The 16,579-nt window shown below is 36.4% G+C and carries 13 protein-coding genes and 1 other RNA gene; 10 read left to right on the top strand and 4 right to left on the bottom strand.

What is annotated here, in order from left to right; translation table 11 throughout:
- The first annotated feature begins 23 nt into the window (after nt 1-23).
- The 9 genes from mdoH (at nt 24) to GYY69_RS01835 (ending at nt 9,017) form a co-directional block, all read left to right on the top strand.
- Complete coding sequence (gene mdoH / locus GYY69_RS01875; protein WP_174796168.1) at nt 24-2,384, top strand: glucans biosynthesis glucosyltransferase MdoH; 2,361 nt, start codon at nt 24-26, stop codon at nt 2,382-2,384.
- 64 nt (nt 2,385-2,448) lie between these two features.
- On the top strand, nt 2,449-3,423 hold the full coding sequence (gene epmA, locus GYY69_RS01870) for an elongation factor P--(R)-beta-lysine ligase (RefSeq protein WP_174796167.1): 975 nt from the start codon (nt 2,449-2,451) through the stop codon (nt 3,421-3,423).
- A 41-nt stretch (nt 3,424-3,464) separates the two neighbouring features.
- Nucleotides 3,465-4,787 carry a DNA recombination protein RmuC gene (rmuC, locus tag GYY69_RS01865; RefSeq protein ID WP_446718872.1) on the top strand — a complete coding sequence of 441 codons (1,323 nt, stop codon included), beginning with the start codon at nt 3,465-3,467 and terminating at the stop codon, nt 4,785-4,787.
- 124 nt (nt 4,788-4,911) lie between these two features.
- Nucleotides 4,912-5,157, top strand: coding sequence for an exodeoxyribonuclease VII small subunit (xseB, locus tag GYY69_RS01860; protein WP_174796165.1), 246 nt, complete (start codon nt 4,912-4,914; stop codon nt 5,155-5,157).
- A complete protein-coding gene (gene ispA, locus GYY69_RS01855) occupies nt 5,141-6,019 on the top strand; it encodes a (2E,6E)-farnesyl diphosphate synthase (protein WP_174796164.1) in 879 nt (292 codons plus the stop codon). The genes xseB and ispA overlap by 17 nt, the downstream gene beginning before the upstream one ends.
- Before the next feature lie 27 nt (nt 6,020-6,046).
- Nucleotides 6,047-7,903, top strand: a complete 1,857-nt coding sequence (dxs, locus tag GYY69_RS01850) for a 1-deoxy-D-xylulose-5-phosphate synthase (protein WP_174796163.1) — start codon at nt 6,047-6,049, stop codon at nt 7,901-7,903.
- Nucleotides 7,904-7,910: 7 nt separating this feature from the next.
- Nucleotides 7,911-8,195 (top strand): cell division protein ZapA, encoded by a 285-nt coding sequence (gene zapA / locus GYY69_RS01845; protein ID WP_065638104.1) that lies wholly within the window; start codon nt 7,911-7,913, stop codon nt 8,193-8,195.
- Between the two features lie 65 nt (nt 8,196-8,260).
- Nucleotides 8,261-8,441, top strand: a non-coding RNA gene (gene ssrS, locus GYY69_RS01840) — 6S RNA.
- 30 nt (nt 8,442-8,471) lie between these two features.
- Complete coding sequence (locus GYY69_RS01835; protein ID WP_174796162.1) at nt 8,472-9,017, top strand: 5-formyltetrahydrofolate cyclo-ligase; 546 nt, start codon at nt 8,472-8,474, stop codon at nt 9,015-9,017.
- A 232-nt stretch (nt 9,018-9,249) separates the two neighbouring features.
- Here GYY69_RS01835 and GYY69_RS12820 read toward each other — a convergent pair whose 3' ends face one another.
- Nucleotides 9,250-9,375 (bottom strand): hypothetical protein, encoded by a 126-nt coding sequence (locus tag GYY69_RS12820; RefSeq protein ID WP_255458423.1) that lies wholly within the window; start codon nt 9,373-9,375, stop codon nt 9,250-9,252.
- A gap of 1,098 nt (nt 9,376-10,473) precedes the next feature.
- Between GYY69_RS12820 and GYY69_RS01830 the strand changes: the two genes are divergently transcribed.
- Entirely contained in the window at nt 10,474-11,934 is a 1,461-nt protein-coding gene (locus tag GYY69_RS01830) for a catalase (protein ID WP_174796161.1), read from the top strand.
- A 545-nt stretch (nt 11,935-12,479) separates the two neighbouring features.
- Here GYY69_RS01830 and GYY69_RS01825 read toward each other — a convergent pair.
- From GYY69_RS01825 to GYY69_RS01815, 3 genes are all read right to left on the bottom strand, one after another.
- Complete coding sequence (locus GYY69_RS01825) at nt 12,480-13,808, bottom strand: HlyD family type I secretion periplasmic adaptor subunit (protein ID WP_174796160.1); 1,329 nt, start codon at nt 13,806-13,808, stop codon at nt 12,480-12,482.
- The gene (locus GYY69_RS01820; RefSeq protein WP_174796159.1) at nt 13,808-15,916 is read right to left on the bottom strand and encodes a type I secretion system permease/ATPase; all 2,109 of its coding nucleotides are present in this window, start codon (nt 15,914-15,916) and stop codon (nt 13,808-13,810) included. The genes GYY69_RS01825 and GYY69_RS01820 overlap by 1 nt, the downstream gene beginning before the upstream one ends.
- Nucleotides 15,917-16,032: 116 nt before the next feature.
- On the bottom strand, nt 16,033-16,579 hold a 547-nt coding region (locus GYY69_RS01815), incomplete at its 5' end, for a calcium-binding protein (protein ID WP_202984919.1).

The raw sequence follows: 16,579 nt of genomic DNA, 5'->3' as shown, positions 1-16,579 counted from the left end.
TGTTATATTATTATGATAAAAATATGAAAAAAGATTACTTTGCCCATCTTTCTGACGCTGAAGTTTGGCGTCAGAAATGTGAAAACAATGCAATGCCACCTGACGATGTAGAGTTTTTAAAATATCGTTTAAATCAAGTTGGTGATACATCTTCTTTTATTGATGACCGAAGGCAACAGCCGAGTTATCCTAAAGTTGATCGCGTTTCAATTCAACCTCAAATATGGAATCAACGCTTTACTGCCAAGTCAAAACATGGCATTAATATCCTTGCCATTATTCGTCGCTTTATTATGTTTGCGCTCATTGCTGTGCAAACATATTACGGAACGACTTACCTATCGTCTTTACTGCCTTATCAAAGTTGGCAAAAAATTAATTTTATGGCTAATTGGGATATCAACCCCGAATTAGCCATTTACAGTATAATACCTTATATTGTTCAAGGTGCGATTATTACTTTGTTCGCCATTTTGTTTTGTTGGATCTCAATTGGTTTTTGGACCAGCATCATGGGGCTAATATTAGCAGTGATGGGTAAAGACCGTTATACTATTGCTATTCCTAATGATCCAGCATCACATATTGACATTAAACATCGAACTGCACTTGTTATGCCAATTTGTAATGAAGATGTCGCTCGTGTATTTGCTGGGTTACAAGCAACTTATCAATCCTTAGTTGAAACAGGTCATGCAGCTTGCTGTGATTTTTTTATCTTAAGTGATACTAACGATCCCGATCTATATGTTAATGAACTTAAAGCTTGGGCTGAATTTAATGCAGTAAAACAAAATAATGGCTGCAATATTTTTTATCGCCACCGCAAACGTCGAGTAAAACGTAAAAGCGGTAACATTGACGATTTTTGCCGTCGTTGGGGCAATCAATACGAATACATGATGATCCTTGATGCCGACAGCATTATGACTGGTGACTGTATTTTAAAAATGATCGCCATGATGGAAATGACCCCAAAAGCTGGCATTTTACAATCTCCTCCAAAATCAGTCAGAATGACTACGCTTTACGGACGTATTCAACAATTTGCTAATCAAATTTACAGTGATATCTTTTGCTCGGGCACCCACTTTTGGCAATTAAGCGAAGCACAATATTGGGGACACAATGCCATGATTCGCTTAAAACCATTTATTGAGCATTGCATATTATCGCCACTTCAAAAACGTAAAGGGCCAATTCATATCTTATCGCATGACCTCGTCGAAGCAACACTTATGCGTCGTGCTGGCTATGGCGTTTGGATTGCCTATAATATGAACGGGAGTTATGAAGAGCTACCCGGTAATATGATTGAAGATCTAAAACGCGATAATCGCTGGTGTATGGGCAACTTAATTAATTTAAGATTAATCTTCAAAAGCGGTATTAAATTGACCCATCGCATCATGTTTGCAACCAGTGGCATGGCTTATATTTCGTCATTATTGTGGTTAGTGTTTTTAATATTCTCAACACTATTATTATTGGTGTTTAATATTTCTGAACCTCAATATTTTTTCCAACCTAACCAATTTTATCCAACTTGGCCAAGGTGGGATGAGCAATTGGCCATACAGCTACTCTCAACTACGATGGTTTTACTATTTGCACCTAAATTCTTCAGCTATGGCATTATTATAGCTAGAACAGGTGCAAAAGATGTTGGCGGTATATTTAAATTAACCCTATCAATCTTTATTGAAATGATTTGGTCAATGATCTTAGCTCCAATACGTATGATCTTTCATAGTAAATTTGTACTTAAAGCATGGATGGGTAGCAAAATTCAATGGAAGTCTCCGTCACGAAGTGACGATGCGTTAACATGGGGAGAATCCTTTTATTTTTGTTGGCCACTATCGGTATTAGGAATTGTGTGGTTAGGCGTAATTATCTGGCTAAACCCACAATTTACTTATTGGTATATAGCTATATTAATACCTTTAACTATTTCGCCTTTAGTCATTAGAGTTTCGGGACTTTCGAGCATTGGTATGAAAGCCCAAAAAGCAGGACTATTTCTAACCCCAGGAGAAACTCACCCAGCGAAAGCAGTTACGCTTACGGGTGAATATTTAGCTAAAACAGAAGCTGCATTTATTGAACATGGCTTTGTTATGGCATTAGTCGATCCTATCTATAATGCGCTCGCTTGTGCATTATCGACGTCACGCCATCAAGTGAATAATAAAAACCAACAAAAACGTGATGAACTTATCGCACAGTATCAACACATAGATTTAGAAAAAATGAGTAAAGAAAAGCAGTTAGCGATTTTAGAAGATCCGATTATTCTTTCTGCTTTACATCGTCATATTTGGCAGCAACAAGAAAAATACGACAATTTATTCTCATTATGGCAAAATGAACGCCAACAATAAGGAATAGGGCTTTTGCCCTACTTCTCTTCTTTTTAGTAACTGATCAAAACCCACGGATATTTTTATGACTTGGCAACCTTCTGCATCTATCAATAATTTACTTAAGCGCGCAAAAATTATTTCTCAAGTACGTCAATTTTTTGCTGATCGCTGTATTTTAGAGGTTGAAACACCAACCTTAAGCCAATATGCAGTAACAGACGTGCATTTAAGTTCTTTTCACACTAAATTCTTAAAACCAGGGGAGCACGAAGAACAACAAGGGCAACAAATGTCATTAATTACCAGCCCTGAATATCATATGAAGCGCTTACTAGCTGCTGGCAGTGGTCCTATTTATCAAATATGTAAATGTTTTCGTAATCATGAAGAAGTTAGTCGTTATCATAACCCTGAATTCACCATGCTCGAATGGTATCGCATCCAATTTGATATGATGCAAATGATCAACGAAGTCGATGACTTATTACAAACTGTTTTAGACTGTGAACCAGCTGAACGGATTTCTTATCAAAAAGCATTTCAACGCCATCTTAATATTGACCCTTTACAAGCCGATCACGCAACCTTAGTCAATGCCGCAAACCAACTTGATATTGGGCTTAACACAGACAATTATGATAAAGACGGATTGCTACAATGCTTGTTCACTTTTGGAATTGAACGGTATATTGGTCAAGATAAGCCCATTGCCGTATTTAACTTTCCGGCATCACAAGCCGCATTAGCAGCTATTAGTCCAGAAGATCATCGGGTAGCGAGCCGTTTTGAGTTCTATTACAAAGGCGTTGAGCTTGCGAATGGTTTTAAAGAACTGACTAATCCACATGAACAACGAATGCGTTTTGAGCAAAATAATTTAGATCGCACAAATCAAAACTTACCTGCACAAAATATTGACATTGAGTTACTCGCCGCCATGGAAGCGGGTCTTCCAGACTGTGCGGGGGTTGCTATAGGGTTAGATCGTTTAATTATGCTTGCCTTAAGCTGCGATAGTTTGGATGACGTGATGTCATTTACTTTTGAAAGGGCTTAATTATGTTCAATGCTTTAGGATCAACGGCATGGATTGCCATTATGATGGGTATCGTCGCTGTCATTTTATTAGTGTTAGCGATAAAATCTCAACTGACAATTAATAATTTACAGCAACTGTTTGATCTGCAATTAATTCAAAAAAAGGAAGAAAATCAAACTTTAATAATCCAAGTAAAACAGTTAGAACATGAATTAGACCAGTATCGTCAGCAGAATCTAGCGCAAAACGTTAAAATTAGTGAACTCAAAACACGTTTAGAAGAAACATTAAGTGCAACACAAGAAAAACAAAACATACTAGAACAAAGTGAACAACGGCTCACAACCCAATTTGAAAACCTAGCCAATCGTATTTTTGAACAAAGTGGCAAAAAAATTGAGCAACAAAATAAACAAAGTCTTGATTTTTTACTTTCGCCGCTCAAAGAGCAGCTAGAAGGTTTCAAAAAACAAGTACAGGATAGTTTTGGTCAAGAAGCCAAAGAACGCCACACACTCACGCATGAAATTCGTAACTTGCAACAGCTCAATGAGCAAATGAGCAAAGAAGCAACCAACCTAACAAATGCGCTAAAAGGCAATAACAAAACCCAAGGGAACTGGGGTGAATTTATTCTAAGCCAAATACTAGAAAATTCAGGATTACGTTCAGGTTATGAATACGAAACCCAGGTCAATTTAACAAACGAAAGTCATCAGCGATTACAACCCGATGTCATTGTTCACTTACCGCAAGGGGGGGATGTCGTTATTGATTCAAAAGTAACTTTAGTTGCCTATGAGCGCCATTTTAATAGTGATGATGAAACGATTAAAGCCAAAGCGATGGCCGAACATTTAGCGGCTGTCCGTAACCATTTAAAACAACTTAGCCAAAAAGATTATCATAAACTCATTGGTATTAACTCATTAGATTATATTTTAATGTTTATTCCTGTCGAACCTGCATTTTTAAGCGCAATTGATAATGACCCCGCATTAATCAATGATGCCTTGAAAAGTAATATTATGATAGTCAGCCCAACCACATTGCTAGTTGCGTTACGGACAATTCATAATTTATGGCGATTTGAATATCAGAATCGTAATGCCGAGTTGATTGCGGATAGAGCAAGTAAACTGTATGACAAAATGCGCGGCTTTATTGAAGATATGGAAAACCTAGGTAGTTGTTTAGACAAAGCTCAACAAACCTATCAAAATTCCATGAATAAATTATCTAAAGGTCGTGGCAATGTAATTGGACAAATTGAACGATTTCGTGAAATGGGTATTGAAGTTAAAAAACCGATTAACCCAGATATTACTTTATTAGCGATGGAAGAATCGAATAACGCAGATGAGAGTCAATCCACAAATTAACTAATCGCTAAATCAAAGGGTAACACACATTAACATCGCTTATGGTGTTATAAATAAGCAAAAGCCTTGATTCACGATTGTTTGAAATAAGTGTATACTCATCAACCGTAAAGAGGAACTGAATATGGCAAAAAAACAAAACAAAGAACCGAGTTTCGAAGAAACACTTAAGCAACTCGAAACGATTGTATCTCAACTAGAAAACGGTGATCTACCATTGGATGAAGCGCTTAATGAGTTCGAAAAAGGAATTAAATTAGCAAAAGCAGGACAAAAACAGTTACAGCAAGCCGAGCAACGTATTCAGATTTTATTATCTGAAAATAGTGATGCCGAACTGTCAGAATTTTCAAATGATGATAATGAATAGTTTAAAACCATTACAAGAACGAATTGACTCGTTTTTAACTACCTGTATTTCGCAAATTGAGCCGTCTAAACTTCAACAAGCAATGCGTTACAGCTTGTTGGCTGGAGGCAAACGGATTCGACCTATTTTAGTTTATTTAACGGGTCAAATGTTCAACTGCCCACTTTCTAAATTAGATGAAGCCGCTGCCGCCATTGAATTAATTCATACTTATTCATTGATTCATGATGACCTACCTGCCATGGATAATGACGATTTACGCCGAGGCAAACCAACTTGCCATATCCAATTTGGTGAAGCCCAAGCCATACTTGCCGGCGATGCTTTGCAAAGTTTAGCCTTTTCATTATTGGCAAACAGTGAGTTAATTGATGCCGAGGCTAAAATTAAGATGATAGCTGAGCTTGCCCATGCCAGTGGTGTAACTGGTATGTGCCTTGGTCAATCGCTCGATTTACAAGCCACACATCAGTCAATTAACCTTGAACATTTGCAAAAAATCCATTGTTATAAAACTGGTGCTTTAATCAAAGCGTCTATTCGTTTAGGTGCTTTTGCTTGCAGTGAAATCGCTAAACCATACTACCTAATGCTCGATCACTATGCCGAGGCAATTGGACTGGCGTTTCAAATTCAAGATGATATTTTAGATGTCATTGGCGAACAATCTATTATGGGAAAACCACAAGGTTCAGATCTTGCCCATGAAAAAAGCACATACCCAGCATTAATTGGACTAGATAACGCAATAAAACTCACTGAGCAACTTTATCAGCAAGCTATCGATAGTCTAAAGCAAATACCTTATAATACCCAACCACTACAGAATCTTGCTGGTTTTATTATTAATCGCAATAGTTAACAACTAACTAAAATATAGCATTACATAATGAATTTAGATAATTACCCATTGTTAAAACAAATAAACTCGCCCAAGGATCTAAGACATTTTCCTCAGTCACAGTTATCGGCAATTTGTCGTGAGCTTAGGCAATATTTACTAGCATGTGTTAGTCAATCGAGTGGTCATTTAGCATCGGGGCTAGGTGTGGTTGAATTAACCACAGCCTTACATTACGTCTATCAAACACCTTTTGATAAAATTATTTGGGATGTTGGTCATCAAGCTTATCCTCACAAAATTTTGACTGGTCGCCGAGACCAAATGCTTACTATACGCCAAAAAGGCGGACTTCATCCATTTCCTCATCGTAATGAGAGCGAATATGATGTACTAACCACAGGACATTCTTCGACCTCGATTAGTGCGGCGCTTGGAATTGCAATTAGCGAACAAAAAAAACAATCGGGTAAAAAAGTGGCTGCCATCATTGGCGATGGCGCTTTAACAGCAGGTATGGCATTTGAAGCGATGAATCATGCTGGTCATGTTAAGCCTGATATGCTAGTGATTGTTAACGACAATGACATGTCGATTTCAGCAAATACCGGCGCACTAAACCAACATCTTACTCAAATCTTATCAAGTAGAGCCTATACCTCTTTTCGGGAAAGTGGCAAACGTGTATTAGCGAATATTCCGCCATTAAAAGAACTGATTAAAAAGACGGAAGAACACTTAAAAGGATTAATCACACCAGCCGTCTTATTTGAAGAATTAGGTTTTAATTATATAGGTCCTGTTGACGGGCATGATGTTGATGGTCTAGTGACAACTTTACAAAAAGTTCGCCAACTAAAAGGCCCACAACTGCTGCATGTGATTACACAAAAAGGCAAAGGTTATGCGCCAGCTGAAAAAGATCCAACTTTATGGCACGGCGTACCCAAATTTAATCCTAATGAAGGCATATTACCTATCGCCACAAAAGCAATCCCAACATATTCGCAAGTTTTTGGCGATTGGCTATGCGAAATGGCGCAAAATGATAAACGTTTAATGGCAATAACACCCGCAATGAGTGAAGGTTCGGGCATGACAAAATTTGCCAATTGTTATCCCGACCAATTTTTTGATGTTGCAATAGCCGAACAACATGCTGTTACCCTAGCCGCTGGATTTGCAATTAGTGACTTAAAGCCCGTTGTCGCCATTTACTCAACTTTTTTGCAACGCGCTTACGATCAAGTTATTCATGATGTTGCCATTCAAAACCTACCCGTATTATTTGCCATCGATCGTGCTGGCATCGTTGGCGCCGACGGCGAAACTCACCAAGGTGCATTTGACTTAAGTTATCTACGCTGCGTACCTAATATGGTCATTATGACACCGAGTAATGAAAATGAATGCCGGCAAATGCTCTACACAGGCTATTTACATAATGGTCCTGCGGCAGTGCGCTATCCTCGTGGTGAAGGTATTGGTACACAATTAACATCGTTAACCCCAATTCCTTTAGGGCAATCTAAATTATGTCGACAAGGTGAGAATATCGCTTTACTCAATTTTGGCACTTTACTTACCGAAGTATTACAAGCAGCGGAGCAAATCAATGCTACAGTCATTGATATGCGTTTTGTTAAACCATTAGATGAAAAAGTCCTTTTGCACATTAGTCAAACTCATAATATACTTGTCACCATTGAAGAAAATAGTATTAAAGGCGGCGCTGGTAGCGGTGTCGGTGAATATTTATTATCGAAAAAAATAAAATGTGATATTTTAAATATTGGACTCCCTGATAAGTTTATTTCTCAAGGAGCGCAAAGCGAAATTAGACAAGAGATGGGATTAGACCAAAAGCACATTATCGATAAAATTAATAATTTTATGAATCAATAGGTTAAATATGGAAACTCAAGCTGTCACTATTCAAATTTTTGGACGAACATTAAAATTTAATTGTCCGGTTGATGAAGTCGACGCACTTAATTGTGCTGCAAAGGATCTAGATGCGCGCTTAACGAATTTACGAGAAAAGTCTCCACAAGTTGGTAGCGATCAACTTATTATGACTGCCGCGCTAAACATTTCTTATGAATTAACCAAAGAAAAAGAAAAAAGCAATGAGTTTGGTAATCGGCTTAAAATGCTACAGCAATTACTTGATTCTGCCTTAAATCCCAACAATTAACTATTTAAATTGTAAATTTAATACAAATGGTATTGTATCATCCGTTAAATTTTGTATTATGGTATTCATCTCTGAGATGATCGCGATGCGGGTTAGTCCCCTGAGCCGATATTCTTAACTTAAGAACGGAGTGACTTTTAGTTGGTGTGTATGCCTTACTTGTAAGGAAACCTAAAAATTAAAACACGATGTTCACCTTGAACCTTGGGTTCAAGGGTTACGACCCTAACGACATCTTGGAGTGTTCTTCCGAACTTGCAGCAACAGCGAAAAATAATGAATATTCGGCAAATTATCCGTCAAAAAAGACGACAATTATCTCCCGATGAACGTGAGCTTGCACAACAAGCTATATATCAAAAAATTGTCTGTCACCAAGCGATTAATGCTGCAAAAAATATCGCTATATTTTTATCATTCGATGGCGAAGTCGAAACCCAACCTATAATTAATTATTTATGGCAACAAAATAAATCTGTCTATTTACCTATTATTCACCCTTTTTCCTCCAAACATTTACTCTTCTTAAAATATACTAGCCAAACTCAACTTATAAAAAATAAATTTGGTATATTAGAACCAGAATTAAACGTATTAAATGTGCTTCCCTATCGCCAATTTGATATTATTTTTACGCCATTGGTTGCTTTTGATCAACGAGGTTATCGTATGGGCATGGGTGGCGGATTTTATGACCGATTACTAGCAGATTATCAAACCCAACAAATTTTACCTATTGGTCTTGCATTTGCTTGCCAAAAAGTCCAACATATTGATAACAAACCTTGGGATATTCAATTACCCGAAATCATCTATGCTTAAATTGTTTTATTTTTTATTGAAAATATAAATCCCCCTCTAAAATGAACTGAACCCAAAATAGAAAATCCTCTCAAATCATATCTATTTTAAAAGGATACAGAGTATGCATTCCAATTAAATAGCTCTGCCGTAAATATGGTATGACTCATTCAACTTTTTATAAAAACGGAAAAATTATGCTGGTATAAAAACTTCAGATATCAAACGCCTTTTATTATTTTATTTTAATTTATTATTTTACATGATACCGTTGTTTGATTTCGGCGAGCTTTGCTTGCGATGTGGCATTAAACGCTTCAACCATCCATTGTGGCCAGTATTCACCGTCATCTATATTGGCAGATTTATAATACACCATAAAACTATTGATCCATCCCCAAACAAATGTACTCCCTTCACCAGCTCAAATAAGAGCTAACATTGAATCGGCTACACTAATTCATACAACCTTTTTAAGGAGTAAGGTAACCTTATCGCAACTAAAAAAGGATCTAAACGCCTTTATTGAACAAGCAATGTAAGCAACCTTATTCTTTATCAATAAAATTTATTAACTCATTAAATTTAAAATAATTTCACACTGAAACGGTATAGAATCCTGAATATTTTTAACAAAAATTGTTTTTTTTTTAATAAAGAAATACCTTGTTGTATCACTAACTATGCTATAACTATAAGAAATTTAAAGATTAATTGGTAGAATAAAAAAATCGTAATATTCTCTATCTTATTTTTAATATTAATTTAATAAAAACAATGTGTTATAAAATGATTGTTATTTTAAGAATAATTAAAAAAGTTGGTATAAATTTAAACTAAAATATTTTAATTATAAAACAAAATGTTATAATTGGTCTGTTCCCTATGCACATAGGGATAAACCGCAAGTCTACGCGGTAAAAATTCGCGTGAAATCCTGTTCCCTATGCACATAGGGATAAACCGCGAATGTTATTAAATCCAATTTACCTGCTGTTCTGTTCCCTATGCACATAGGGATAAACCGTCATTAAACCTATTTGTTTTGAAGTAAAAAGAGCGATAAGCGCTTTGACTAAGATGTGATATACCAAGTATTTAAAGATGCACAAGAAAAAGATTAAACGATTTTGTGTAAAATTTTCAATAATATTTAGATAACTATTTAAAACATGCAGTATAAACAGTTCGACCTTTCTAATAGATTATGTTAGTTGAACAGGTATGAAGTAATTATTAAAGGTTTTATTGAAACAACTTAATGTTTTACAAACCAATATTTGTAATATCTTCAAATCAAAAATATTCTACTTGAAAAGTAAAATAGATTTTTTTAAAGTAGGTAAGATCATTTAAAAATGATCTTTTTTATCACGCTCTACAAGTCCCAAACAAAGTCTCTGGGACACAATATTCAAAAAACAATTGAGTATTTATCCCTCAAAGCTTTTTTAATATCATATAAAGGAGTGTTGCAATGTCAGAAAAAAAAGAACTAACCAATAATAACGGTGCCCCAATAGCCGATAATCAAAACTCTCGAACTGCCGGTCCCCAAGGTCCTGTGTTGATAGATGATTTTCAGCTTATCGAAAAACTTGCTCATTTCAACCGTGAAAATATCCCTGAACGACGAGTCCACGCCAAAGGTTCTGGCGCGCATGGTACCTTTACTGTCACCAATGATATCACCCAATATTCTTACGCTAGCCTATTTGCCAGTGTTGGTAAACAAACTCCAATTTTTGCTCGCTTTTCGTTAGTAGGAGGAGAGCGAGGCTCATCTGATACAGCACGGGATCCCCGTGGGTTTTCAGTCAAGTTTTATACCGACCAAGGCAATTGGGATATCGTAGGCAATAATACCCCGGTATTTTTTATTCGTGATCCTCTCAAATTTCCTGACTTTATTCATACGCAAAAGCGTGATCCCAAAACTAATTTAAAAGATCCACAAATGATGTGGGATTTTTGGTCTTTATCGCCAGAATCACTTCATCAAGTCACTATTTTATTTTCGGATCGTGGTATTCCTGATGGTTATCGTCATATGCACGGTTATGGTAGCCATACCTATAGCTTAATTAATAAAGATGGCATACGAACTTGGGTTAAATGGCATTTTCGAACCGAACAGGGGATCAAAAATATCCATCCTAAAAAAGCAACGGAAATAGATGGAACCAATCCAGATTCTGCACAAGAAGATCTGTTCAAAGCCATTGAGCGTGGAGACTATCCAAAATGGCGGCTTTATATACAAGTTATGACCGAAGAGCAAGCCAATAACCATCCTGAAAATCCGTTTGATGTCACTAAAGTTTGGTCACAAAAACAGTATCCATTAATTGAAGTTGGCGTGATGGAACTCAACCGTAATCCAGAAAACTATTTTGCGGAAGTTGAACAATCTGCCTTTGAACCAAGCAATGTGGTGCCTGGAACGGGTTTATCACCAGATAAGATGCTACAAGGCCGAATTTTTGCTTATGCCGATGCACACCGCTATCGTATTGGTACTAATTATCAACAATTGCCGATCAATGCTCCAACATGCCCTGTGCATAATTATCAACGCGATGGCGCAATGCGTTTTTATACCCCTGATAATGCCCCTAACTATGAGCCTAATAGCGTCGATAGCGCACCAAAACAGCAACCACAATATGCCGAACCGCCAATGCATGTACCTGCTGGGACAATGGATAGGCATGATCATCGTGTGGATGGGGATTATTACTCACAGCCACGCGCACTATTTAATTTAATGAATCCCGATCAAAAACAACTGCTTATTGATAATATCGTTGGCTCAATGAAAAACGTAAATCGAGACATTCAAATTAGACAGCTCAAACACTTCTACAAAGTGCATCCTGATTATGGATCTGGAATTGCCAAAGGGCTAGGGATTGATGTTGACCTAATAAAAAGCTAGTACTTAAAATAACAATGCCGGCAAATTTAGTCGGCACTTTAGATTGCTGGCTACAACTACCGACAAAAATACAGATCGGTAACGGCAAAAAATTCACAAGAAAGCTTTCACCCGCAGGGATACTCAGTATTATTACCATAGATTGTAGTTAAATTAGCCTACCTTTATCAAAATGGCTATATTGAGCAATATAACTGCATACACTAAGCAAAATCACTTATTTTATTCATAAATCTCCATAATTTAAGATTGTTTTTTTATATCAATTTCATATATTTTTAAAAATTATGTATAAATATTATGTAACTGTAACTATCCCCTAAAATATTGAGCAATAACTCAAATTTTATAATAAAGAAAGAGCCCATTCAGGTAAGTATTGTTATGATAAAAAGCCTTAGCAAACTTGGTTAGAGGCAAAAGTGCTTGTAGTGGAAAAACAATTGGAGAATTTTTTATCCATCGGACATTCATTTTGCTAAAATGAATTCCGATGAATAGTTAGTGTCTGTTAGATTAAGTTTGAGCGGCTAAAGATTAATGTATTAACGTTGCTTACCAACGTCATCCAAAGCTTCCATCATTGGGCTTAATAAATAACTTAATACCGTTCTTTGTCCTGTTATTATTTCCGCAGAAATGGACATTCCGGGCTCTAAATTAACTGGTTGACCATCAATAATTAAGTGGTTTTTACTTAATTCAATGACAGCCTTATATACAAGCCCTAAGTCTTTGTCTTCAATAGCATCGGAAGAAATAGTTAATAATTTGCCTTCAATCCAACCATAACGCGTAAAATCAAATGTATCAACTTTTACCGTAACAAATTGATTTTTTCTTAAAAAACCGATATCTTGGTTACTCACCCAAACTTCTGCTATCAGTCTTTCATTTTCAGGAACAATCTTCAATAGCTCTTGAGGAGCCTCGACCGCAGCGCCTGCATCTCGATAAACTAACGATTCTACAATCCCTGCAATCGGCGCTTTTAATTCATACTGTGCGATAAGCGCCTCTAACTGTTTTTGTTGTACGGATAATATGTGATTTTCATTCAGTTTTTGTATTTTCTCTTGTTCAACTTCTTTAATTTTATCGGAAACACGAGACTTTACTTGTGTATCAATTTGAGCATAACTTGCTTGCATCTCTTTCACTTTCGCTTCTGCGGTGCTTACAGTAAATTTTGCTTCTAAATATTTTTTTTTAACCTCAAGTAAACTATCTTTACTTGTCATCTTTTTTTTATAGAGCAAATCCAACGCCCGATGTTGCTCTTCATAAATCGGTAATAGATTCTCAGCCATCTCTTTTTGAGCTTGATAATTTTCTATCTGAGCTGTTAAAATTTGTTGGTTTAACTTATAAACCTCTTTTTCGTTATAATCATCTTCAACTTCAGCTTGGAGCAGCATAGAAATTTGCTTGGCAAGTATTGGCGACTCTGTTTGTAACTCAGTAGATAGCGTCAATGGCGCAGGACGATTAAGATAGTGTTCGTATAGTAAAGCTAATCTTGCAATATGAAAGCGATTAATCTGTTGCTGTAATATATTCTCTTCTAGTTGTGCTGCTAATGATTTACTATTTAACTTAATTAAAGACTGTCCCTTTTCAACATGCTCGCCTTCTTTAACCAATACTGCAATAATTTCAGCCGTGACCGAAGTGTTAACAGGTCTTGATAGCTCGTTGACAACTAATTTTCCTCGAGTCGTGGCAACAATATCAACTTTACTTAACGAGGCCCAGCAAACGACAATCACAAATAACACAATAATGACCCATAACAGCAATCTACCAAGGGGCGATGGTGGTGTCTCTTGAACCTCTAATACAGCAGGCAAAAACTCGCGGTATTTTTGTTTCATCAACGGCTCCCACTCTGTAAATCGTAAAGTTTATGGTAGATCCCTTTTTTCTCTAATAACATTTGGTGAGATCCTTGTTCAACAATTTCACCTTTTTCCATCACAATAATACGATTAGCGTGCCTAACTGTTGATAGACGGTGAGCAATAATAAAAACCGTCTTATCATGACAAATTTTTGCCATATTATCTTGAATAATTTGCTCTGATTCATAATCAAGCGCGCTGGTTGCTTCATCAAAAATAAGCAATTTAGGATTTGTTATTAATGCTCGAGCAATACCGATTCGTTGCTTCTGTCCACCAGATAATTGCCCCCCATTCTCGCCAACTGGCGTGTCATATCCTAATGGAAATTCACTAATAAAATCATGGGCACCAGCCATTATTGCAGCATTAACCACAGCTTCAAGTGGAGCATCAGGAACCGCCAATGCAATATTGTCACGAATAGAGCCATTAAAAAGCTGCGTCTCTTGTAATACCACTCCGATTTGTTTACGTAACCATTGGGGATCAGTTTGTGCAATATCAATACCATCGATAAAAACTTGCCCCTCTATCGGGGTATAAAGCCGCTGTACCAGCCGAGTTAATGTACTTTTACCCGACCCCGAGCGTCCAACAATACCGATAACTTCACCAACATTAACCGATAAATTCACTTGTCGAATAACAGGCGTAGCATCTGGTCTATAAGCAAAAGAGATATTAGCAAAACGGACATGTCCCTTGATTTCCTTCAAAACACTGCTATTTTCTTGTTGCCGCTCCGCGGGAACATTTAATATATCACCCAATCGTTTTACTGAAATCGAAACCTGCTGAAAACTTTGCCATAACTGCACTAATCGCAATACAGGGGCTGTTGCTTGTCCTGCGAACATATTAAAAGCAACCAGTCCACCAACAGTCAACTTGCCTTCAATCACTAAATTAGCGCCATACCATAAAATAGCAACACTCGTTACTTTATTAACGAGTTGAGATATTTGCCCTGCAACATTCCCTAAATTTTGTGTTTTAAAACAGCTTGTCACAAAATAGGCAATTTGTTCATCCCAACGACGCGTCATATGATGTTCAACTGCCATTGCTTTAACTTGCTCAACACCAGAGATACTTTCAACTAAAAATGCTTGATTTTTTGCTCCTTGTTGAAACTGCTCATCAAGGCGTCTACGTAACACTGGGGTAATAAAAGCTGATAACAAAATGTAAGGAATCAATGAAACTAAAACAATTAATGTCAGTGGAATACTGTAAAATGCCATAATTACAAAAAAAACAATTGCAAAAAGAATATCTAAGCAAAGCGTCATTGCACTCCCTGTTAAGAATTCACGTACTGTTTTTAGCTCATAAACACGAGCAACGGTAATACCAACTTGACGGGATTTAAAGTAGCTTAAAGGTAATGAAAGTAAATGTTTATATAGTAACGAACTGAGCATGACATCAATACGTTGCGAGGTATGCGCCATTTGATAATTACGTAGCCCGCCTAAAATTACATCAAAAATCACAATGGTAAACATTCCGATAGCTAATACATCTAATGTTGTTAAGCTTTGATGAGCGAGTACTTTATCGACAACTACCTGAAAAAATAACGGTGTAACCAAGGCTAAAATTTGGATAAAAAATGAAGCTAATAAAATTTCACCAATTAGTTTTTTATAACGCATAAAAGCTTGAAAAAACCATTGGATATTAAACTCTCGATTAATAGATTCCCATGTGATTCGTTTGGTAAATAAAAATGCGCTAATTTTTTCTTGTGCCTGTGGAACTATCACTTCTGGCTGTTTTTTATGGGGAGATTGAATTAACCATTGTCCATCTTTAACAGCTAATAAAACGACATAACCTTGCTGCTCTAAATGGACAATAATTGGGGTCGAAATTTTATTATTGAGATTTAGTTTATCAATATAGCGGCATTTTAACCCTGTTTTTTTGACAGCCCTAACAAACTGGAGTGAGATATCATGTTCATCATCAAGATAAAAATGTTCTTGTAATGATTTAATATTTACTGCTACTCCATAAAATTGAGCGATAATCGTAAATCCTAGCCATAAATCATTATACTTTTCTTTTTGCATCAATTTTTCCAAAATAATCCTTCACTATGCAGATCGATAAAACAAACTTAACTTCCAAATAAAAGACAGCTATTATCAGCTGTCTTTTGATAATTATAATAAAATCTAAAAATTGGTTAGACTTTGTTTGAAGGGGTAAAATGTGATAATGGATTAGCCAGCATTAACTCACCTGTTACCACATCACTACTATCATCACCTGATGCAACAAAAGCACTTACACTCTGCGTTATTAATGAAAAATTAGATATAGATGCATTTGATGAAAATACAGGTAGTGGTATACCATCGTTAATATGAGCATTAATATCACCTGCTAACCACGATGAACCATCCGCAAATTGGAAAATATCAATTTGGGAAGATAATTTAGTTTCCTGCCTAGTTGAGAACCAATTTTTAATCGTAATAGAATCGTCACCAATTTTTAATAAAAGATCTGTGCCCGATTTTTTAATATCAATCATTTTTGCTGATATCCCATCACCAAAACAAATCTTATCAACATCAGATTTTCTGTAATTCCAGAAACCAATGCTCTTTAACTCGCCTTGATTATCTATCGTGTCGTGACCATCGCCCAGATTAAACAGGTAAGTATCGTTTCCTGCTCCGCCCGATAAAAAGTCGTTCCCTTTACCGCCCGATAAGATATCATTCCCT

Origin of the sequence: Gilliamella sp. ESL0250, assembly GCF_013345045.1 — a bacterium.
Taxonomy (GTDB): domain Bacteria; phylum Pseudomonadota; class Gammaproteobacteria; order Enterobacterales; family Orbaceae; genus Gilliamella; species Gilliamella apicola_H.
The sequence above is the reverse complement of the archived record's forward strand: the minus strand, read 5'-3'. Positions and strand labels throughout refer to the sequence as shown.